Source organism: Yoonia sp. SS1-5, from assembly GCF_038443705.2.
GTDB lineage: Bacteria > Pseudomonadota > Alphaproteobacteria > Rhodobacterales > Rhodobacteraceae > Yoonia > Yoonia rhodophyticola.
The window spans coordinates 3580682-3600833 of record NZ_CP151767.2 but is presented as its reverse complement, the minus strand read 5'-3'; the positions used below and the strand labels follow the sequence as shown (position 1 = coordinate 3600833).

Below are 20152 nucleotides of genomic sequence, written 5' to 3'. Positions count from 1 at the left end.
GGCCCTTTTTCAGTTTAGAACCATTCCAAACCCTTGACAGAGGGGGCCGCCGGGCGCATATCTAAAGCCTGACAAAAAAGGTTGGCCACATGTTCATTCAAACTGAATCGACCCCGAATCCCGCAACGCTGAAATTTCTGCCGGGCCAGAATGTGCTGGATGTCGGAACGGCCGACTTTCCCAATGCGGAAGCTGCACAAAGCTCGCCCCTGGCGCAGCGTATTTTTGCAACCGGCAACATCACCGGCGTGTTTTTCGGCATTGATTTTGTAACGGTCACGAAAACAGATGATGTGGAATGGGATCATATCAAACCCGGTATTCTGGGCGCGATCATGGAGCATTACCAATCAGGCCAACCCGTGATGGCGGACGATCACACCCCCGCAAGCGGCCATGCCGAACATACAGGCGAAGACGGCGAAATTGTCGGACAAATCAAGGAATTGCTGGATACCCGCGTGCGCCCTGCCGTGGCACAGGACGGTGGCGACATCACCTTTCACGGCTTTGACCGCGGGATCGTCTATCTTCACATGCAAGGGGCCTGCGCGGGTTGCCCCTCTTCGACGTTGACCCTGAAAATGGGGATCGAGAACCTTTTGCGCCACTACATCCCCGAAGTGGTCGAGGTGCGGCCCGTTGCAGCCTGACGTGGCGGTCATTGCTTTTGACACATCGGCGGCGCATTGCGCCGCCGCTTTGCTATTGGGCAAGGAGGTCATCACCCGGGTTGACGAAATGGCCAAAGGGCAGGCCGAACATCTGATCCCCATGCTCGAAGAGATGCTGACAGAGGGTGGCGTCGCCTGGAAAGATATTGACGGAATTGGCGTCGGCACCGGCCCGGGTAATTTCACGGGTATACGCATTGGGATTTCTGCAGCGCGGGGCCTGTCCCTTGGTCTTGGCAAACCTGCGATTGGTGTCAGCGGCTTTGAGGCACGCGCCTTTGGATCAACGCCACCTTTAACCGCAATCATTCCTGCACCGCGGGACAAGGCCTATGTACAATTCTTCAAGGCGGATGGCGAAGTCAGCAAACCCGCGCTGATGGGACAGGAATTCCTGCCTGCGTTGGTCTCACCCCCTGCACCCGTCAAACTGATTACGGCTGTGGCCAAGATCGCGGCGCAAAAGCTGGATGATAAGGTCGAACGCCCTGCCCCGCTTTATGTGCGCAGCCCGGATGCTGCCCCGCCAAGCGATCCCGCACCTGTCATTCTGGCATGACCCCAGCGCAGCTTGCGCAGCTGCATGCTGCGTGTTTTGCAGATGCGCGCGCATGGACCGACGCAGAATTCGCAGCACTTCTTAACCAGCCGGGGACGAGGCTTGCCTGCGCGGCCCATGGGTTCTGTCTGGTCCGCGTGATCGCGGATGAGGCAGAGGTGCTGACCCTTGCCGTTGATCCGCCATACCGCCGACAAGGGCTCGCCCGTATGGTGTTGCAGGACGCGGAGCAACAGGCGGCAAATGCCGGGGCTGTACAGGTATTTCTGGAAGTCGCCGCCGACAACGCCGCTGCCCGCGCGCTTTATCAAAAAGCAGGATATCGTCAGGTTGGAGAGCGCCCGGGTTACTATCTGCACAAAGATAAAGCAGCCGTTGCAGCCCTGATCCTGCAAAAGCAGCTGGGCGACATATAAGACGAACTGAAGCCGGCATTTGTCGGGTTTTCGTCGCGGCATCACGCTGAAAGCACGAAAAATCGGTTGATCTTCCCCGCCCGGAAGGGCCTTATCTGACATGGAACCGGCAACGACCGGCTCAAATTTCATCGGGGTGGCTGATGTTGGTCATGCGCCGCCCTTTGTTCAACGACCTGGGAGATGATAAATGACCCTTATGCAAAAAATGCTCGGCGCCTCGGCTGCACTGGCGCTGACCGCTGGCGCTGCTGTCGCGGACCCTGCCATTCTGTTCGATCTTGGCGGCAAGTTCGACAAATCCTTCAACGAAAGCGCCTATAACGGGGCAGAGCGTTGGGCGCAGGAAACTGGCGGCAAATATGCCGAGGTCGAAATTCAGTCTGATGCCCAGCGCGAGCAGGCGATCCGCCGCTTTGCCGAGTCGGGAGCCAACCCCATTGTCATGGCGGGTTTCTCGTGGGCCACGCCACTGGGTGAGGTCGCTGCCGACTACCCTGACACCAAATTCGCAATCATCGACATGGTTGTTGATGCGCCCAACGTGCGTTCGGTCGTGTTCAACGAGCATGAAGGATCCTATCTTGTTGGCATGATGGCGGCGATGGCGTCTGAGTCCGGCACCGTATCCTTCATCGGCGGCATGGACATTCCGCTGATCCGCAAATTCGCCTGTGGCTATGCGCAGGGTGCGAAAGCTGTGAATGCAGATGCGACAGTCATTGCCAATATGACCGGCACGACCCCTGCGGCGTGGAATGATCCGGTTAAAGGGTCCGAACTGACACTTGCGCAGATCAGCCAAGGCGCGGATGTGGTTTATGCCGCAGCAGGCGGCACCGGTGTTGGTGTGCTTCAGACAGCTGCCGACAATGACATCCTGTCGATCGGCGTTGATGCCAACCAGAACTACCTGCACCCGGGGAAAGTTCTGACATCAATGCTCAAGCGTGTTGATAACGCCGTCTATGATGCATTCACTCAGGGTGAAAATCTGGAAACAGGGTTCAACGTGATGGGCGTTGGAAACGAAGGTGTTGGCTACGCGCTGGACGAGTTCAACCAACCACTTGTCAGCGCCGAGATGCAGGCAGCCGTTGATGCGGCCGCTGCGCAGATCGCATCTGGCGAACTGGCCGTGCATGACTACACAAGCGATGAAAGCTGCCCCGCACTGCAGTTCTGATCGCGCCTGACAGGCCAATGACTAACAGGGCCGCGCCGAGTTTTCCGCGCGGCCCTTTGCGTAAGACCCAAAGGTGTCACTGATGACAGACCAAGCCCCCGCGATTGAGCTGAAAGGCATCTCGAAAGCTTTTGGCCCGGTGCAAGCCAACAAGGATATTTCGATCCGGGTCATGCCCGGCACGATCCACGGCATCATCGGCGAGAACGGAGCGGGTAAATCGACCCTGATGTCGATTTTGTATGGTTTTTATAAGGCTGACGCGGGCGAAATCTTTATTGCAGGTCAGAAAACTGCAATTCCGGATAGTCAGGCAGCCATCGCTGCGGGCATAGGCATGGTGTTCCAGCACTTCAAACTGGTCGAAAATTTCACGGTGTTGGAAAACGTCGTTCTTGGGGCCGAAGATAGCGGCCTGCTGCGCCCGTCACTGGCCCGCGCCCGCCGCGAACTGAAATCGCTGGCCGAGGAATACGAACTGAACGTAGACCCAGATGCGCTGATCGAAGAGGTCGGTGTCGGCATGCAGCAACGGGTCGAAATCCTCAAGGCGTTGTACCGCAAAGCGGACATTCTGATCTTGGATGAGCCGACCGGCGTGTTGACCCCGGCTGAGGCCGACCATCTGTTCCGCATCCTCGAAAACCTCAAGCGCGAAGGCAAAACGATCATCCTGATCACCCATAAACTGCGCGAAATTATGGATATCACCGACACCGTCAGCGTGATGCGGCGCGGTGAGATGACGGCGACGGTCAAAACAGTCGATACCAGCCCGGCGGAACTGGCCGAACTGATGGTCGGCCGCAAGGTATTGCTGCAAGTCGACAAGGCCCCCGCGCAGGTCGGGGCGAAAATCCTCGAGGTGACCAACCTGAACGTCACTGACAGCAAAGGTGTGCACCGGGTCAAGGACGTCAGCTTTGATGTGCACGCGGGTGAAATTCTGGGCATCGCGGGCGTGGCAGGCAACGGACAATCAGAATTGTTGGAGGTCTTGGGCGGCTATGAAAAAGGCACCGGCTCCATCCGTATCAACGGGGAAGAACTTGACCTGACCGGCTCAAAATCTGACGGACAAAGTCGCCGGTTGCGCGGCATCGCCCATGTGCCCGAAGACCGGCAGCGCGAAGGGTTGATCATGGATTTCCACGCGTGGGAAAATACGGCCTTCGGTTATCACCATGCCGACGAATACCAGCGTTCCAAGATGTTCATGAACAACGCCGCAATCAAGCAGGACACCGAAGAAAAAATGGCCCGCTTTGATGTCCGCCCGCCCGATCCCAAGCTTGCGGCCAAGAACTTTTCTGGCGGAAACCAGCAGAAAATCGTGCTTGCCCGTGAGATCGAGCGTAACCCAGACCTGCTGCTGATCGGTCAACCAACCCGCGGGGTCGACATCGGGGCCATCGAATTCATCCACCAGCAGATTGTTGCACTAAGGGATCAGGGCAAGGCAATCTTGTTGGTTTCCGTGGAGTTAGAGGAAATTCTTTCGCTCTCTGACCGGATCGCCGTTATGTTTGACGGAAAAATAATGGGCGAGCGGATGCCTCAGAATACAGACGAAAAAGAACTCGGCCTGCTTATGGCCGGGATGACCACGGAGGCTGCGTAAATGGACGTGATGCCAAAGTGGGCCGATGTGATCCTGATCCCGCTGATCTCGATCCTGCTAGCCGCCGTCCTGTCCGCGTTGGTCATTCTGGCCATTGGGGAAAACCCATGGGAGGCGCTCAAGCTGATGGTGCAAGGCTCGCTCGGGTCGACCTATGGCTGGGGCTACACGCTTTATTACGCGACGAATTTCATCTTTACCGGTCTTGCGGTCGCTATCGCCTTTCATGCCCGCATGTTCAACATTGGCGGCGAAGGGCAAGCACTGCTTGGGGGTTTGGGCGTGGCGATTGCTTGCCTCTATATCCCTTGGCCGCATTGGACGATTGCGCTTCTGGGTGCGGCGACAATGGCCGCTATCTTCGGGGCCGCATGGGCCGCGATCCCCGCGTTCCTGCAAGCCAAGCGCGGTAGCCACATCGTGATCACGACGATCATGTTCAACTTCATCGCAGCAGCCTTGCTGAACTACTTCCTGATCGGCGCGCTTAAGGTGCCCGGGTCGATGGAACCAGCCTCGGCCAAGTTCCCAGAAGCGACCCATCTGCCGTCGTTCCAGGACATGTTCAGCTTTGGCGAAACCACGCTGTTCCGGGGCGCCCCCGCCAATATCACCTTCTTTGTGGCCATCGCCGCCTGTGTCGCCCTTTGGGCGCTGATCTGGCGGACGCGACTGGGCTACGAAATCCGGTCATTCGGACATTCGGAGTCCGCGGCCAAATACGCGGGCATCAGCCCGACAAAAATCATCATGGTTGCCATGCTTATCTCGGGCGCTCTTGCCGGCATGATGGCCATCAACAACGTGCAGGGCGAGGCCGAACGGCTGGTCCTGAACGCAGTGGAGGGGGCGGGCTTTATCGGCATCGCCGTCGCACTGATGGGGCGCAGCCATCCTTTCGGGGTATTGCTGGCGGCCCTTCTTTTCGGCTTTCTATATCAAGGCGGCGCAGAACTCGCCCTATGGACGTCGATCCCCCGTGAATTGATCATCGTCATACAGGCATTGGTGATCCTGTTCACGGGCGCACTGGATAACATGGTGCGCATGCCGCTTGAGCGGCTGTTTCTATCATTGAGGAGAGCAAGAACATGACAATGGCAGGACCATTCAAAATAGGTGTCGAGGATGACACCGGCGCCGATCTGGGCTTTGTGCTGAGCTGTCTGGCGCTTGGCATGATCACGATGGAGGAACTGCATCAGTGGATCCATCACGTGATTTCAAAGACCCCGGGCGGTGACGTGCCGCCGCATCTGGTTGCATTGCTGGCATTGCAAAAGCCCGCAAGCGTCTTTCGCCCGAACGAGGCTGTGATGCGCCGCATCCCCCATGATCCGTTCATCACCGATGACCGGTTTGACGCGATGCTGGGGCTGCAATTCTTCCTGCGCCGCGACAAGACACAGGCGGTTGATATGACCCAAGCAGAGGCCGAAGACGCCCTGCGCCGGAACCCCGAAGTGGCAGACCGTTTCTTTGCGCTCTTCCCCTTCCTGACGGAGAAAGTGGCCTAACAGATGGACTTTGCGACCCTTCTGCAAATGCTGGATGCGACTGTGCGCCTGGCGACCCCGCTTTTGCTGGCCTGTCTGGCTGGTTTGTATTCAGAGCGGGCAGGTATCTTTGATATCGGGCTGGAAGGGAAGATGCTGGCGGCCGCGTTTCTGTCGGCGGCAATTGCATCTGTCACAGGCAATGTCTGGGTTGGGTTGCTGGCAGGCATCGGTGCCTCGATGGTGCTGTCGGTGGTTCACGGGCTGGCCTCGATCACGTTTCGGGGCAACCAGCTGATATCGGGGGTTGCGATCAACTTTCTTGCCGCCGGGCTGACGGTAGTCGTGGCCCAAAGCTGGTTCGCCCAAGGGGGGCGCACGCCTCAATTGTCGGGCAGCGGACGTTTTGAAAACATCACGCTTCCCTTTGCAGAGGCGCTGAAGGATGTGCCGATCATCGGGCCGATTTATTACGAGTTGATCTCGGGCCACACGCCGCTTGTTTATCTGGCGATATTGATGGTGCCGCTGACCTGGTGGATCCTGTTCCGCACCCGCTTTGGCCTTCGCCTGCGGGCGGTTGGTGAAAACCCTGCTGCGGTTGACACTGCGGGCGTTTCGGTCATTTTTCTGCGTTTTTCGGCGGTGGCCATTTGCGGTGTCCTCTGCGGGATCGCGGGCGCCTATCTGTCCACCGCTTTGCAAGCGGGGTTCGTGAAAGATATGAGCGCGGGTCGCGGCTTTATCGCGCTTGCGGCGTTGATATTTGCCAAATGGCGCCCCTGGTACGCGCTTTATGCCTGCCTGTTGTTTGGCTTCCTGCAGGCCATGTCGCTGCGTCCAGATGTGATCGAGGGGATCTTGCGGTTCCAGGTCAACGGTCAGCTACTGGACGTGTTGCCCTACATCCTGACGGTTGTCATCCTCGCCGGTTTCGTTGGCAAAGCGATCCCACCGCGCGCAGGCGGCGAGCCTTATGTCAAAGAACGCTAAGGCGCTTGCCGGGGCGATCCAGGCCCGTGCTGGCGACACCCCGGTGCGCATTGGTTTGATCCTGGGGTCTGGCCTTGGGCATATCGCAGATAGCGTTGACGGCACCGCAATCCCCTATGCCGATCTGCCCGGCTTTCCACATGCGGGCGTCTCTGGACACAATGCCAACCTGGTCATCGGTGACCTGCAAGGCGTCAGGGTCGCGGTTTTTGGCGGACGATCCCATTATTATGAACACGGCAAAGCTGACGCCATGCGTCTTCCGCTTGAAGTGCTCAAGGCCCTGGGGGCAGAGACGATGATTGCCACCAACGCAGCCGGTTCCATGCGGGCCGATATGCCCACCGGGTCAATCATGTGTTTATCCGACCACATCAATTTCTCTGGGCTGAACCCGCTGATTGGCGAAACCACAGACAGGCGGTTCGTTCCAATGAAGGACGCCTATGATCCGCAGGTCCGGGCCGGGCTGCGCGACGCCGCAACTGCAACCGACACGGACATGGCCGATGGGGTCTATGCCTGGTATTCCGGCCCCTCTTTCGAAACACCTGCCGAAATCCGGGCAATTGCCACCCTCGGCGCGGATGCGGTGGGCATGTCCACCGTCCCCGAGGTGATCCTAGCCCGGTTCTTGGGGCTGAAAGCCGCCGCGATTTCGACGATCACTAACATGGCAGCCGGGATGAGCGACGAAAATATCAGCCACGCACATACCAAGGCGATGGCTCCAATCGGGGCTGCAAAGCTGGAAACCGTGCTTAGACGGTATTTGGCGGACCTGCGTTAAGTCCAATTCAATACCATTGATATATCCAAGTGGCCGAAATGCTGCATTTGCAGCATCAAATGACCGGCGCCATTTGACAGACTCACCCGAAAGGTTTTTGTTGCGCCCACTGGCACAAGCGCCTGGAACAGCTCATGCAGATTTATCTTCCTATCGCCGAAGTTTCGGTGAACGCCTTCCTGTTACTCGGGCTTGGCGGAATTGTGGGCATTTTGTCGGGCATGTTCGGCGTGGGCGGCGGGTTTCTGATGACGCCATTGTTGTTCTTTATCGGCATTCCACCGGCTGTCGCGGTTGCGACGGAGGCCAACCAGATCGTGGCCTCGTCATTTTCGGGGGTTCTGGCCCATCTGAAACGAAAAACCGTTGATCTCCGAATGGGAACGGTGCTGCTGATTGGTGGCCTTATTGGTGCTGCCCTTGGGGTTGTGGTCTTTAACTATTTGAAATCTCTGGGCCAGGTCGAGTTGCTGGTGCAACTTTGCTATGTCGTGTTTCTGGGCATGATCGGGACCTTGATGTTTCTTGAAAGCCTCAAGGCGATCCGCAGATCCAGCAAGGCGGGGGGCGCGCCCGTCCCGACCCGGCGCAAGCATAACTGGGTTCACAACCTGCCATTCAAAATGAAATTCCGGGTCTCGGGCCTCTATATTTCTGTCATACCACCGCTGATCGTTGGCATTGCCGTAGGTATTCTGGCCGCCATCATGGGTGTGGGTGGCGGATTTATCATGGTTCCGGCCATGATCTATCTGTTGGGGATGCCAACAAAGGTTGTCGTGGGAACCTCGCTGTTTCAGATCATCTTTGTCACAGCCTTCACCACGATGTTGCATGCAACGACAAACTACACTGTTGATGTGGTTCTGGCGGTCCTGCTGCTGGTCGGGGGCGTGATCGGCGCGCAGATCGGCACACGCATCGGGGTCAAGATGAAGGCCGAACAGTTACGCATCCTGCTGGCCCTGATGGTTCTGGGGGTCTGCGGCAAGCTCGCATTTGACCTGCTGGTGCAGCCTGCGGAACTCTACTCTATCGGCACCGGGGGTCACTGATGATCCGGGTTCTGACATTCATCCTGCTGCTGGCATCGCCTTTGCATGCAGAAGAAATTGTTCTTGGCCTCAGCCGGGATGAGGTTGCGATCACGGCCACGTTTGAAGGGTCGGAGATCGAAATTTTTGGTGCGGTCAAACGTGAACAGGCGATCCCGGGCGAGGACGATCTGGGGGTGATTGTCACTGTCGCCGGGCCGGACGTGCCTGTCACAGTCCGACGCAAGGACCGCCGCTTTGGCATTTGGGTGAACACCGAGGCCGTGGAAATTGATGTCGCGCCATCCTTCTACGCTGTTGCAACAAACAAGCCGCTGGATGAAATCCTCGACGATAGCGAGGATATCAACACCCGCATCAGCACCAGACGCGCAATTCGGTCCGTTGGGCCATCAGAAATCGGCAGTGAGAAATTTACGAATGCGCTGGTGCGTATTCGGGCGTCGCAGGAACTTTATCAAACGCTGCCAACAGGCGTTTGGGTCAAGGATGATACGCTGTTCCGGGCGCTGATCGAACTGCCCGCAAACCTGACAGAAGGCAATTACAAGGCCGAGATTTACCTGACCCGCGGTGGCAAGATCATCGACCTTTATTCAACCGCGATCCCGGTCAAGAAGGTCGGGCTGGAACGGTGGCTCTATAACCTCGCGCATGACAATGCGCTGCTTTACGGCCTGATGTCGCTCTCGATTGCGATTGCGGCCGGGTGGGGCGCGTCGGCGGCGTTTTCCATTCTGCGCCGGTAGGCGTCAGATCGTCTCGCTTTGCAAGGTCAGCGGGGCAACCGGTACGTCCAGATCATCTATGCCAAGACTGCTCTGCGGGCGGGCCAAGCGGTTGCGCACGACCCAACGCAACTGCCGCTCGGCGCGGGTAATCGCAACATAGGCCAAGCGTTTCCACAAAGGCTGGCCCGCTTCAACACGGCCCATCCGCGAGGCCGCATAGATATCAGGCGCAAAAACCTGCACTGTATCCCATTGGGACCCTTGCGCCTTGTGAATGGTCACTGCCGCGCCATGCAGAAAGGTGGCCCCCATCCGGGCCGCAAATGGGATGAATGGCTCTGCCTCTCCCTCCTGCTCGATCTTGACGATGCTGGCGACGCCGACCTGCGGCTCCTCTGCCCCCATCACGAACAGTTTGGAAAAGCCCGGCCGCTTGCCCGGCCCAAGATAAACAACCTGCGCGCCCTTGATCAGACCGCGGGCCTCAAGATCGAGCCGCTTCTTGCGGTGTTTCAGCGGCAATTCGATCCCGTCGCAGATCAAAGGCTCGCCGGATAACAGCTCGTCCGGCGGCGCGGAAAAGGCGGCACGAAAGGCGTGGATCAAACGGATACGGGTTGCGTTGCGCCAGACAAGGCAAGGTGATCGGGCCATCAGGTCTGCCTCAACCCTTTGCGCCATCACAACGCGGTCATCGCGCGATGCGGCCTCCTCGATCATGCGCTCGAAGGCATAAAAATCGAGGTCGGGATCTGCAAGCGCATGCGCAAGGTCGAGGATAGGATTATCCGCATCCTGCCTGTGGACACGGTCCAGGCTTTGAACCCGGGATGCGGGCAAGGTCTCGAATACCATCCCGCCTGATGATTGCACCGGCGGCAGCTGCGCGGGATCGCCAAACAAGATCAGCGTCGGAAAAATCTCTTTCAGATCATCGAACTGCTTTTCATCCAGCATCGAGCTTTCATCAACAAACCCGATATCCAGCGGCTCCTCGCGCCGCTTCCACCCGGTGATAAAGTCGCTTCCACGCAGGCCAGCCGCGGCGAGTGCTGCCGGGATTGAGGTGTTGGATTGATAGGACGCAAAGGCACGATCAAGGGCCAGGTCGGTCAGGCCTTCGATTTCGGGCTTGTCGCCCTGCCCGGCCAGCCATTCTGCAACCTTCTCGTATTCCGGATCATAAACCGGCGTGTACAAGATGCGGTGAATTGTGGTGGCCGGAACACCCCGGCTTCGCAGAACGCTTGCGGCCTTGTTGGTGGGCGCGAGGATTGCCAAGGTCCGGCGATCCTTGCGTTTGCGGCCTTCCCAGTCGCCCGAGATCACGTCGACACCCGCCTCTGCAAGGGCGGTATAGAGCTTGGCCAGCAACATTGTTTTGCCTGACCCGGCCTTGCCGATCACCGCCATCACCGAGGTTGCGTCGCTTTGCGGTGGCTGAAGCAGACTGTCGTCAAGATCGACGCCGGACTGGCGCAATGCGACCGCGATATTGTCCCAGGCTTCGGCCTGATCGTCTGAAAATGTGATGGTGGGGGCGTTCATGCGGTGACACTATCTGGCCAGCCGCATGTCTGCCAGCGGTTTAGGCAGCCAATGGAACCTGTTCCACCGGGCGACCAAATGAGCGATTGAACCAATGCTCTGATATGGCGGATGACAAGCCGGCACGGCGCAGTACCTTGCGCCGATCCTCGGGCCGGAATGCCCAAAGCCCGACACTGATCTTGTCACGTCCTTCCCCGGCGCTGCCCAGCACCTCTGGCGATGCGCCAATCATTGAATAGATCCGCACCATGCGCGGATCGAACACGCCAAGCAGATGGGTCAGCGAGAAAGCACGCATCAACTCACCACCGGCCAGCATCATCGCGGCGGCAATCCGCGGGCTGGATTTCTGGCCCAGACAAAAACGGGTGCATTCCCAGATAAACGGGCTGCGAATGTCCGTGCCGTTCAGCAGGTTGGAAAAATGGTCCTCGACCATTGTGCGTTCCGTCGTTGGCAAAAAACGCATTGATCCGCCATGTGTGCCATCATCATTGACCCAAATAACATAGAGCGGGTTCAGATCGTCATATTCGTCCCGCTCCCACCCTTTCGCGTCGACAGTGACATCCCATTTCAATCGGGTCGCGAATTGCGCGGCCCGATCACGGTGCATAGAAGCTTGCAGATCCGGATATTGCGTTAACTGATTTGCATAGATGTAACGTAGCATTGTCCTACCCTTTGGCATGTTGATCACTTGCGATCAGGGTAGTTTGCGCTGCGGCGTTCGAGGTTAATGCGCCACGCGTGGCGTTAACCAATTCTTAACGAAAGTTAACTATTCGCCGCGCTCGGCAGGTTTTGGTGCTCGTCCCGGCCGGGCCAACCGCCTTCGGCGGCGCGTGCGGCCCCACCCACGACGATCAGCCCCTCGCTGATGGCGCGCGCGACGGCATGTGTTGTATTCAGCGCAGACAGCTTGAAACGGGCACTTTCGATATAGGCCCGCAATGTGTGTTCCGAGATTTTCAGCAGATCCGCGACCTGGCCCCGGCTGTATCCCATAGCCAAATAGGTCAACGCATCCGTCTCGCGCGGTGACAAGGCGCGCACGGGTTCAGGTGTGCGGCCTTTTTCCAGCTTCAGCGCTTTTTGGTTGAGGTAATGCGCAATCAGAATCCAGTCCCGTTGGTAGGTGCCCGTGATCTTGTCCCAGGTCGCATCGTCGGTCGAGTGTGAGGCCGTCAGCAAAGCCAGCTGCCCATTGGGCCCGCGGATCGGTATCGAAAACCCTTGGTTGCCGATCCCGTGTTCAATTGCATCACGTCGAAAGGCGCGGGCTGCCTTTGACGACCAGTCCAGTTTCTTCCAGTCAACCGGATCAAATCGCTGGAAGCAGCCGATGATAACCGGATCAACACGCAGGTATTCCTTTTCAGTATACCGCGCCGCCCATGCCGGATCGTAGGTTCCGAAACCATATTGCTCACCATCGGAACTTACCCAATGGTAGACAATATGGTCGATCTTGAAGTGATCCCGCAAACCAACAGTAATTTCCTGGATTTTCTCAAGCGCGTCGGCCTGCTCCAGGGCTGTTAAAAATCGTTCCAGTTCCAGCACAATCTCCTCGCTTCATTGGAGACGTCCGTTCAAAAATCGTACTTATTTCTGCTGATGCAATCAGTGCAGTATCATCAAGTTGCGCTGCCAACAGCGGCAGGTCATTTTTCTTTGCAAAAGATTTTAGATCGGCAAGTACGTCAATAATCCATTCATGTCCCATTACTAGTGTCCCTCACTAATGATTAACAGAGCGTTAACAACCTATAGTAGCATTCTAAATCTGAAACATTTACTAGCGTCTTTATACCCCCCAATAATAGCGAGTAGACGGATGTTCAAAATTGTCGCCCGAAAATTCAATAAAAAAAGGGGTATAGTCATGATGACTACACCCCCCTGTCCGTTTTGGCGCCGAAGTTAGCGGTTTTTCGCCGCTTCCAATGTATCCTCAAACGTGCGCAGCCCCGTTACAGGCGCTTGCACAAGTACCGCCATATTTCCGGGCTTGTGTTCATTCTTGCGCATCTTCGTATGGGCTTGCGGAATCTCATCCCAGCTAAAGCACTCGGACATGCACGGATCCAGCCGCTGTTCGATCATCAGATTGTTGGCAGCACTTGCCTGTTTGAGGTGGGCAAAGTGGCTTCCTTGCAGGCGTTTTTGGTGCATCCACATGTAGCGGACGTCGAATGTGCAGTTAAACCCGGTTGTCCCGGCGCAGATCACCACCATGCCACCTTTCTTGCAGACCAGTGATGACACCGGGAATGTGGCCTCGCCCGGATGTTCAAAGACCATGTCGACATTGACGCCCTTGCCGGTAATCTCCCATATCGCCTTGCCGAATTTGCGGGCCTCTTTCAGCCAGGCATTGTATTCGGGGGTGTTCACCGTCGGCAGCTGGCCCCAGCAGGCAAAGTCGTTGCGGTTGATAACACCCTTGGCGCCCAGCGACATGACAAAGTCGCGTTTGCTTTCGTCGCTGATCACACCGATTGCGTTTGCGCCGGCCGTGTTGATCAACTGAATCGCGTAAGACCCCAGACCACCTGATGCCCCCCAGACCAGAACGTTTTGGCCCGGTTTCAGGTCATGTGGCTCATGTCCGAACAACATCCGATACGCAGTTGCCAGCGTCAGCGTGTAGCAGGCGCTCTCTTCCCAGGTCAGGTGTTGGGGACGATGCATCAATTGTTGCGACTGGACACAGGTAAACTGTGCAAATGACCCATCGGGGGTCTCATAACCCCAGATACGCTGACTTTCAGAGAACATCGGATCGCCGCCATTGCAATGCTCGTCATCGCCGTCATCCTGGTTACAATGGATGACCACCTCATCGCCGACTTTCCACCGCTTGACCTTGTCGCCGACCGCCCAGACGATGCCAGCAGCATCAGAACCGGCAATGTGATAATCGGCCTTGTGGACATCAAACGGGCTGATCGGAATTCCCAAACCGGCCCAGACGCCGTTATAGTTCACACCGGCAGCCATCACCAAAACCAGCACCTCGTTGCTGTCAGGCTTCGGACAGGCCACGGTCTCGATTTCAAAGGCCTGCTCTGGCTCTCCATGCCGTTCGCGGCGAATGGTCCAGGCATGCATCTGCGCGGGTACATGGCCCAAGGGCGGCATTTCACCCACTTCATAGAGATCCTTTTGCGGTGCGTTGTAAGCCTCCGTCGGTGCAGATTGGTCGAGGGCCATGTCAGTCTCCATAATAAATTTCCACTATTGCCGCGCCGCAGAATCGGCCGCTTGCCGGATAAATACTAGATGGCTTCGCAATATTGCAACCCAATGATTGCTATTTTTGTAATTTAATTACTTTGCGAGCGCAGAAATTTCAGCGCCCTCAACATCATCCTTGCTGTCAAAGTGATGTGCGATTGAATTGGCGTAATAGCTCAGCACGTCCGCGGCATCGTCAGCAGCCCGGATCCGGCCAGCCTCCACATGTACCAGCTTGCGCAAAACAAGATGGTCCAGCGCATCCGTCACAACGACATCTGTCTTGCGCCGCGGTACCGGAATTTGCCTGCCGGTCAGGCATTGAATGGTTCTGCCGATAGCCGCGATCAGCTCGTCCTTGGTTGTTTCGGGCGTTGCGAGCAATTGCCGTGCGACCAGGGGAACGCCCAGCACCGGCACAACACGGTTGATCCGCTGCATCAGCTCGTCAGCGACGGCAGTCGTCATGTCCCCGCCAGTTGCGTTGACGAATGCGGATAGTTCAAGAGGCTGACCAAAACTGACAGAGGCGGTGCCAAACAGACGAAACCGGCGGCGCAAGCGCGACCAAAGATACCAGCTCAGGCCGCGAATGACCGTCCATAATGGGGGTCGGAACCTGCGCTTGCCCGACTTGTCAGCGGCAATAAGAAACGTATCTTCCAGCACCCTGTCATAATTCAGCGCGACAGGAACAAAGATGACCTCGCGTTTGGCGGGGTCAAAATCCTCGATAATATAGTTCAGCAGGCCAAGCTTGGCCGGCGCGGTGCGTCCCGTCAGGCTTAGCCGGCCCTCGGGGAACATGGCCTGCGTTACGCCGCCCCGTGTTGCCAGCTGAACGTAACGGGCAAGCACCTTGCGGTATAATGCCCCGCGCGAGCGTCTGCGGATAAAATACGCGCCCATCGCCCGGATGATCCCCGAAAGGGGCCAGACCCGGGCCCATTCGCCAACGGCATAAGACAACGCACCCGCATTCGCCGCCAGATAGGTCACTAGCACGTAATCCATATTGCTGCGGTGGTTCATCACAAAGATGACCGTGGCGTTGGGGTCGATATGTTCCAGCTGCTCACGCTCGAACGTGCCCAGCTTGATACGATAAAGGGACTTTGACAGCCAGCGTGCCAACCTGATGCCGACACTGAAATAGGCCGTCGCCGAAAATGACGGCACGATCTCGCGGGCGTATTTCTGCGCCTTTTCAAAGGCGACATTCTCGGGAACGCCTTCTTGCAACGCATGATCCGCAACGGCTTGCGCAACCTCGGGGTCGTAAAGAAGTCGCTGGATCATGTCATACCGGCGGGCCAGCTTGAACGGCTCGATCGGGCGCTGCAGGCGTTGGTTAACGCGGGCAATGACCCGTTCGGCACGCTTGCGAAAAAACCACCTGACAGACGGAAACAGAAAGTGGGACGCAAACGTCACCGCGGCAAAAAGCAAAATAAGAACAAATGCCCAAAGCGGCATGGAAACGGTTTGCGTCATTGCTGCAAGGTGACAGGGAACCGACGCGGCGTAAATCCCGCCATGCCGCAATGCAGCGAATTGACAGAGCCACAAAATTTCATATATCAGGTCAAACAGGTAATTAAATTACGCCAAACGATTCCGGAGTGCCCAACATGTCGCAAACGCAGAAAGACCGCCCGTGGCTTTTTCGAACTTACGCGGGCCATTCGACTGCGGCGGCCTCAAACGCATTGTATCGCGGGAACCTCGCAAAGGGGCAAACCGGGCTGTCGGTTGCCTTCGATCTGCCCACACAGACCGGATATGACAGCGATCACGTCTTGGCAAAAGGCGAGGTCGGCAAGGTTGGCGTGCCGGTCAGCCATCTGGGTGATATGCGTGCGCTGTTCGACGACATTCCGCTGGATCAGATGAACACATCCATGACGATTAATGCGACAGCGCCCTGGTTGCTGTCGCTTTATATTGCGGTCGCCGAGGAACAAGGTGCCGATATCAGCGCCCTGCAAGGCACCGTCCAAAATGACATCATCAAGGAATACCTGTCGCGCGGCACGTATATCTGCCCGCCAGAGCCATCGTTGCGCATGATTACCGACGTGGCCGCTTATACGCGGGCGCATTTGCCAAAATGGAACCCGATGAATGTCTGTTCCTATCATCTGCAAGAGGCAGGCGCGACGCCGGAAGAGGAACTCGCCTTTGCATTGGCCACAGCCACAGCGGTTCTTGATGACCTGAAAGGCAAAGTTCCCGCAGAGCATTTTCCGGCAATGGTCGGGCGCATTTCGTTTTTCGTCAATGCCGGCATCCGCTTTGTGACCGAGCTTTGTAAAATGCGGGCTTTCGTCGAATTATGGGACGAAATCTGCGAAACCCGTTATGGCGTCGAGGACCCGAAATACCGGCGTTTCCGCTATGGTGTGCAGGTGAATTCACTTGGGCTGACCGAACAGCAGCCCGAAAACAATGTCTACCGCATCCTGCTGGAAACGCTGGCTGTGACGCTTTCGAAAAAGGCCCGTGCACGTGCAGTACAATTACCAGCGTGGAACGAGGCGTTGGGCCTACCCCGGCCATGGGATCAGCAATGGTCACTTCGGATGCAACAGATTCTGGCGTACGAGACCGACCTTCTGGAATTCGACGATCTTTTTGACGGCAATCCGGCGATTGACCGCAAGGTTGCTGCGCTAAAGGACGGCGCGCGCGCGGAATTGGCGCAGATTGATGGTATGGGCGGGGCTGTCGGTGCCATTGCCTATATGAAATCCCGTCTGGTCGAAAGCAATGCGGCCCGTATCAGCGGCATCGAAAAGGGGCAAACGACGGTCGTTGGCGTCAACAAGTGGCAAACGGGCGAGCCTTCGCCCCTGACTGCTGGTGACGATGCAATCATGATTGCCGACCCCCAGGCCGAGGCTGATCAATTGAAACGGCTGGCGGCATGGAAAAGCGACCGGGATCAAGCACTTGTCACCGATGCACTTGCCGGGCTGCGGAATGCTGCCCACGACGGGACAAATATCATGCCCGCCTCGATTGCTTGCGCGCGCGCGGGTGTGACGACGGGCGAATGGGCCGATGTTATTCGCGCCGTCTTTGGCCAATATCGCGCGCCGACCGGGGTCAGCAGCAATCCATCCAATCGGACTGAGGGTCTGGATGACTTGCGCGAAGATGTGAACCGGGTCAGTGCGGCATTGGGGCGCCGGCTTAAATTTCTGGTTGGCAAACCGGGGCTCGATGGTCATTCCAATGGTGCCGAACAAATTGCCGCGCGCGCGCGCGACTGCGGCATGGAAATTACCTATGAAGGTATTCGGCTAACACCGGATGAAATCGTTGATGCCGCCCAAAACGAACAGGTCCATGTTATTGGGTTATCGATTCTGTCGGGGTCTCACATCCCGTTATTGCGCGAAGTTCTGGCAAAAATGAATGCCGCAGGGCTGGGACATATTCCGGTGATTGCTGGCGGTATCATTCCCGAGGATGACGCCGCCGAATTGCGCGCGATGGGTATCGCGAAAATCTACACGCCAAAGGATTTTGAGCTGAACAAGATCATGGGCGATATCATCACATTGGTCGATCCGGGCTCGGTCGCGGCGGAATAGCGCCCTTTAACAATTCGTATACTTTTGTATAAGTACCGTATGTTTTACGGATGATGTCCGCTTGGCCAAGTGTTATGGCCCCCCAATCAATACATTCCGGAGATCGTAATGAAGCCTGACCTTAAATCTATGAGTCGTAAAGAGCTCGAAAAGTTGAAACTCAACGTTGAGAAGGCGCTGTCCAGGGTCGCTACAAAAGAAAAGAAAGCTGCGCTCGCCGCCGCTGAAAAGGCTGCAGCCGCACATGGTTTTTCCCTGGCCGAAATCACGGGTGAGCCGCAGGCAGCACCCAAGACACGCAAGAAACGTGCCGCGGCCAAATCACCCTCTGTCGCAAAATATCGCAATCCAAAAGACGCGGATCAGACGTGGACAGGCAAAGGACGCCAGCCAGAATGGTTCAAATCCGCTATTGCGGCTGGCACCTCGCCAGAGAGCATGGAAATCTGACATCACGGTCGGAGGGCGGTTTATTCGCCCTCCCCCTTTTTGCGCAATCACCGTAAGGTGGACGCGTATAAGAAGGGAACTGCGACATGACCATCCACATTGGTGCCCCGAAAGAGGATATCGCCCCAACCGTATTGATGCCGGGCGACCCGTATCGGGCCAAATGGGCAGCCGAAACATTTTTGCAAAATGCAAAATGCGTGAACGAAGTCCGCGGCATGCTGGGCTTTACCGGCACATGGAATGGGCATGACGTCACGATCCAGGGATCAGGCATGGGAATGCCATCGCTGTCGATCTATGCAAATGAACTGATCGCAGACTACGACGCACAGACCCTGATCCGCATCGGATCTTGCGGCGGTATGCAAAAGCATGTGGGCATGCGCGACATCATTCTCGCAATGACAGCATCGACCATATCGACCCCTTCACGTGGTATCTTCAAGGATCTGAATTTCGCGCCTTGCGCCGATTACGGCCTTTTATCTGCAGCGTATGCAGCGGCCCAGCAAAAGAACGTCGCAACACATGTGGGGGGCATTTATTCCTCGGATGTGTTTTATGACGAACGCCCCGACTTAAACGACCAGATGATCCGTCACGGCATCCTGGGGGTCGAGATGGAAGCCGCCGAACTCTACAATCTTGCGGCCCGTCATGGGCGCCGGGCGCTGGCGGTGCTGACGGTCAGCGACCACCTTATTACCCACGAAGCGCTGCCGTCTAAAGACAGAGAACGTTCTTTCGGTGATATGGTCGAAATTGCGTTGTCGGCGGCCTTCGCATGAAGATGCGTACGCTTGGTGCTTGCGGACCCGATGTCGGCGCAATTGGTCTGGGGTGCATGTCTTTCGGTGGCATGTCGGGCGATACCGACCCGTCCACCAGCTTTGCCGCGATGGATGCCGCATGGGCGGCAGGGATCACACATTTCGACACTGCAAATGTCTATGGCCCGCATATTTCAGAGCAGGTCGTTGGGCAATGGATCGACGCCCGCGGTGCCAGGCCAAGCATCGCGACCAAGGCTGGCATCCAGCGCGATCCGGATCATCCCGTCAACAACGATCCGACCTATCTGGAGGCCGAGTTGGATGGCTCGCTAAATCGGCTTGGTGTTGAAAGGGTGGATGTCTTCTACATTCACAGGCGGGAACAGGCGATCCCGATTGCCGATGTTGCCGGTTTCATGGGCAGGATGATCGACAAGGGCAAAATCGGTGGCTGGGGCATGTCCGAGATATCCCCGACGACACTGCGACAGGCCCATGCAGAAACGCCGGTGCGCGCGGTGCAGAACGAATATTCGCTTTGGACCCGCTTACCCGAGTTGGGTTTGCTGGATGAATGTGCGCGGCTTGGCGTCAGCTTCGTTGCGTTTTCGCCATTGGCGCGCGGGGTGTTTGGCCGCAATGTCATAGATCCCGATCACCCGGATTTCGGGCCGTTCCGCACAGAAATGCCCCGGTTTCAGGGCGAAAACTGGGTTCAAAACAAAAATCGGGCCATGGCGTTTCACATGATTGCGGATGAATATGGGGCCAGTGTTCCAGCCTTGGCGCTTGCATGGGTGCTGGCGCAAGGGGATCACATCATTCCGATCCCCGGCAGCCGGTCTGCTGCCCATATCAAAGACTGGGCAATGGCAGACGACATTATATTGACACCTGACCTGCAGGCAAAAATTGACGCGGTACTTCCCGTGGGCTGGGCATGGGGGGACAGATACAGTGCCGCCCAGTCACGTGCCCCGGAACAGTACTGCTAGGGTCAAGCCCCTCGTCC

General features: G+C 57.1%; 21 protein-coding genes. 15 read left to right on the top strand and 6 right to left on the bottom strand.

The features are described from left to right. Window positions 1-89: 89 nt before the first annotated feature. The 11 genes from AABB31_RS19170 to AABB31_RS19120 all read left to right on the top strand — a co-directional run bounded on the left by AABB31_RS19170 (window position 90) and on the right by AABB31_RS19120 (window position 9539). Entirely contained in the window at window positions 90-653 is a 564-nt protein-coding gene (locus tag AABB31_RS19170) for a NifU family protein (protein WP_342076629.1), read from the top strand. Then, a complete protein-coding gene (gene tsaB, locus AABB31_RS19165; RefSeq protein ID WP_342076630.1) occupies window positions 643-1233 on the top strand; it encodes a tRNA (adenosine(37)-N6)-threonylcarbamoyltransferase complex dimerization subunit type 1 TsaB in 591 nt (196 codons plus the stop codon). The genes AABB31_RS19170 and tsaB overlap by 11 nt, the downstream gene beginning before the upstream one ends. Next, window positions 1230-1649: a ribosomal protein S18-alanine N-acetyltransferase gene (gene rimI / locus AABB31_RS19160; RefSeq protein WP_342076631.1), complete on the top strand. Its 420-nt coding sequence runs from the start codon at window positions 1230-1232 to the stop codon at window positions 1647-1649. The genes tsaB and rimI overlap by 4 nt, the downstream gene beginning before the upstream one ends. Before the next feature lie 190 nt (window positions 1650-1839). Continuing rightward, on the top strand, window positions 1840-2835 hold the full coding sequence (locus AABB31_RS19155; RefSeq protein WP_373635162.1) for a BMP family protein: 996 nt from the start codon (window positions 1840-1842) through the stop codon (window positions 2833-2835). A gap of 82 nt (window positions 2836-2917) precedes the next feature. Beyond that, a complete protein-coding gene (locus tag AABB31_RS19150; RefSeq protein WP_342076632.1) occupies window positions 2918-4456 on the top strand; it encodes an ABC transporter ATP-binding protein in 1539 nt (512 codons plus the stop codon). Further along, on the top strand, window positions 4457-5551 hold the full coding sequence (locus AABB31_RS19145) for an ABC transporter permease (protein ID WP_342076633.1): 1095 nt from the start codon (window positions 4457-4459) through the stop codon (window positions 5549-5551). It abuts the gene before it with no gap. Beyond that, entirely contained in the window at window positions 5548-5973 is a 426-nt protein-coding gene (locus AABB31_RS19140; protein WP_342076634.1) for a hypothetical protein, read from the top strand. Before AABB31_RS19145 ends, AABB31_RS19140 begins: the two co-directional genes overlap by 4 nt. 3 nt (window positions 5974-5976) lie before the next feature. Then, window positions 5977-6945 (top strand): ABC transporter permease, encoded by a 969-nt coding sequence (locus AABB31_RS19135; RefSeq protein WP_373635161.1) that lies wholly within the window; start codon window positions 5977-5979, stop codon window positions 6943-6945. Beyond that, complete coding sequence (locus tag AABB31_RS19130; protein WP_342076635.1) at window positions 6929-7735, top strand: purine-nucleoside phosphorylase; 807 nt, start codon at window positions 6929-6931, stop codon at window positions 7733-7735. Before AABB31_RS19135 ends, AABB31_RS19130 begins: the two co-directional genes overlap by 17 nt. A gap of 134 nt (window positions 7736-7869) precedes the next feature. Further along, window positions 7870-8790: a sulfite exporter TauE/SafE family protein gene (locus tag AABB31_RS19125; RefSeq protein ID WP_342076636.1), complete on the top strand. Its 921-nt coding sequence runs from the start codon at window positions 7870-7872 to the stop codon at window positions 8788-8790. Further along, window positions 8790-9539: a TIGR02186 family protein gene (locus AABB31_RS19120; RefSeq protein ID WP_342076637.1), complete on the top strand. Its 750-nt coding sequence runs from the start codon at window positions 8790-8792 to the stop codon at window positions 9537-9539. Before AABB31_RS19125 ends, AABB31_RS19120 begins: the two co-directional genes overlap by 1 nt. A gap of 3 nt (window positions 9540-9542) precedes the next feature. On the opposite strand, the gene AABB31_RS19115 is transcribed toward AABB31_RS19120, so the two are convergent. The 6 genes from AABB31_RS19115 to AABB31_RS19090 form a co-directional block, all read right to left on the bottom strand. After that, the gene (locus AABB31_RS19115) at window positions 9543-11069 is read right to left on the bottom strand and encodes an AAA family ATPase (protein WP_342076638.1); all 1527 of its coding nucleotides are present in this window, start codon (window positions 11067-11069) and stop codon (window positions 9543-9545) included. Between the two features lie 40 nt (window positions 11070-11109). Beyond that, window positions 11110-11745, bottom strand: a complete 636-nt coding sequence (locus AABB31_RS19110; RefSeq protein ID WP_342076639.1) for an acyl-homoserine-lactone synthase — start codon at window positions 11743-11745, stop codon at window positions 11110-11112. A gap of 104 nt (window positions 11746-11849) precedes the next feature. Further along, window positions 11850-12641 (bottom strand): autoinducer binding domain-containing protein, encoded by a 792-nt coding sequence (locus tag AABB31_RS19105; protein WP_373635818.1) that lies wholly within the window; start codon window positions 12639-12641, stop codon window positions 11850-11852. After that, window positions 12586-12801, bottom strand: a complete 216-nt coding sequence (locus AABB31_RS19100) for a hypothetical protein (RefSeq protein WP_342076641.1) — start codon at window positions 12799-12801, stop codon at window positions 12586-12588. Before AABB31_RS19100 ends, AABB31_RS19105 begins: the two co-directional genes overlap by 56 nt. 197 nt (window positions 12802-12998) lie before the next feature. Beyond that, window positions 12999-14291, bottom strand: coding sequence for a crotonyl-CoA carboxylase/reductase (gene ccrA / locus AABB31_RS19095; protein WP_342076642.1), 1293 nt, complete (start codon window positions 14289-14291; stop codon window positions 12999-13001). 117 nt (window positions 14292-14408) lie between these two features. Beyond that, complete coding sequence (locus AABB31_RS19090; RefSeq protein WP_342076643.1) at window positions 14409-15809, bottom strand: 1-acyl-sn-glycerol-3-phosphate acyltransferase; 1401 nt, start codon at window positions 15807-15809, stop codon at window positions 14409-14411. Window positions 15810-15946: 137 nt separating this feature from the next. Here AABB31_RS19090 and AABB31_RS19085 point away from each other — a divergent pair, with 137 nt between their 5' ends. From AABB31_RS19085 to AABB31_RS19070, 4 genes are all read left to right on the top strand, one after another. Further along, window positions 15947-17914 (top strand): protein meaA, encoded by a 1968-nt coding sequence (locus AABB31_RS19085; protein ID WP_342076644.1) that lies wholly within the window; start codon window positions 15947-15949, stop codon window positions 17912-17914. Window positions 17915-18022: 108 nt separating this feature from the next. Beyond that, a complete protein-coding gene (locus AABB31_RS19080) occupies window positions 18023-18364 on the top strand; it encodes an H-NS histone family protein (protein WP_342076645.1) in 342 nt (113 codons plus the stop codon). 86 nt (window positions 18365-18450) lie between these two features. Continuing rightward, window positions 18451-19155, top strand: coding sequence for a purine-nucleoside phosphorylase (gene deoD, locus AABB31_RS19075; RefSeq protein ID WP_342076646.1), 705 nt, complete (start codon window positions 18451-18453; stop codon window positions 19153-19155). Beyond that, the gene (locus AABB31_RS19070; RefSeq protein ID WP_373635160.1) at window positions 19152-20135 is read left to right on the top strand and encodes an aldo/keto reductase; all 984 of its coding nucleotides are present in this window, start codon (window positions 19152-19154) and stop codon (window positions 20133-20135) included. Before deoD ends, AABB31_RS19070 begins: the two co-directional genes overlap by 4 nt. Window positions 20136-20152 lie beyond the last annotated feature (17 nt).

Coding starts and splice junctions, on each gene's coding strand:
- AABB31_RS19080 (WP_342076645.1), top strand. CDS start 18,023: ATGAAGCCTGACCTTAAATCTATGAGTCGTAAAGAGCTCGAAAAGTTG.
- AABB31_RS19120 (WP_342076637.1), top strand. CDS start 8,790: ATGATCCGGGTTCTGACATTCATCCTGCTGCTGGCATCGCCTTTGCAT.
- AABB31_RS19170 (WP_342076629.1), top strand. CDS start 90: ATGTTCATTCAAACTGAATCGACCCCGAATCCCGCAACGCTGAAATTT.
- AABB31_RS19130 (WP_342076635.1), top strand. CDS start 6,929: ATGTCAAAGAACGCTAAGGCGCTTGCCGGGGCGATCCAGGCCCGTGCT.
- AABB31_RS19070 (WP_373635160.1), top strand. CDS start 19,152: ATGAAGATGCGTACGCTTGGTGCTTGCGGACCCGATGTCGGCGCAATT.
- AABB31_RS19145 (WP_342076633.1), top strand. CDS start 4,457: ATGGACGTGATGCCAAAGTGGGCCGATGTGATCCTGATCCCGCTGATC.
- AABB31_RS19140 (WP_342076634.1), top strand. CDS start 5,548: ATGACAATGGCAGGACCATTCAAAATAGGTGTCGAGGATGACACCGGC.
- AABB31_RS19155 (WP_373635162.1), top strand. CDS start 1,840: ATGACCCTTATGCAAAAAATGCTCGGCGCCTCGGCTGCACTGGCGCTG.
- ccrA (WP_342076642.1), bottom strand. CDS start 14,291: ATGGCCCTCGACCAATCTGCACCGACGGAGGCTTACAACGCACCGCAA.
- AABB31_RS19110 (WP_342076639.1), bottom strand. CDS start 11,745: ATGCTACGTTACATCTATGCAAATCAGTTAACGCAATATCCGGATCTG.
- AABB31_RS19115 (WP_342076638.1), bottom strand. CDS start 11,069: ATGAACGCCCCCACCATCACATTTTCAGACGATCAGGCCGAAGCCTGG.
- AABB31_RS19125 (WP_342076636.1), top strand. CDS start 7,870: ATGCAGATTTATCTTCCTATCGCCGAAGTTTCGGTGAACGCCTTCCTG.
- AABB31_RS19085 (WP_342076644.1), top strand. CDS start 15,947: ATGTCGCAAACGCAGAAAGACCGCCCGTGGCTTTTTCGAACTTACGCG.
- AABB31_RS19100 (WP_342076641.1), bottom strand. CDS start 12,801: ATGGGACATGAATGGATTATTGACGTACTTGCCGATCTAAAATCTTTT.
- AABB31_RS19090 (WP_342076643.1), bottom strand. CDS start 15,809: ATGACGCAAACCGTTTCCATGCCGCTTTGGGCATTTGTTCTTATTTTG.
- rimI (WP_342076631.1), top strand. CDS start 1,230: ATGACCCCAGCGCAGCTTGCGCAGCTGCATGCTGCGTGTTTTGCAGAT.
- AABB31_RS19150 (WP_342076632.1), top strand. CDS start 2,918: ATGACAGACCAAGCCCCCGCGATTGAGCTGAAAGGCATCTCGAAAGCT.
- AABB31_RS19135 (WP_373635161.1), top strand. CDS start 5,977: ATGGACTTTGCGACCCTTCTGCAAATGCTGGATGCGACTGTGCGCCTG.
- deoD (WP_342076646.1), top strand. CDS start 18,451: ATGACCATCCACATTGGTGCCCCGAAAGAGGATATCGCCCCAACCGTA.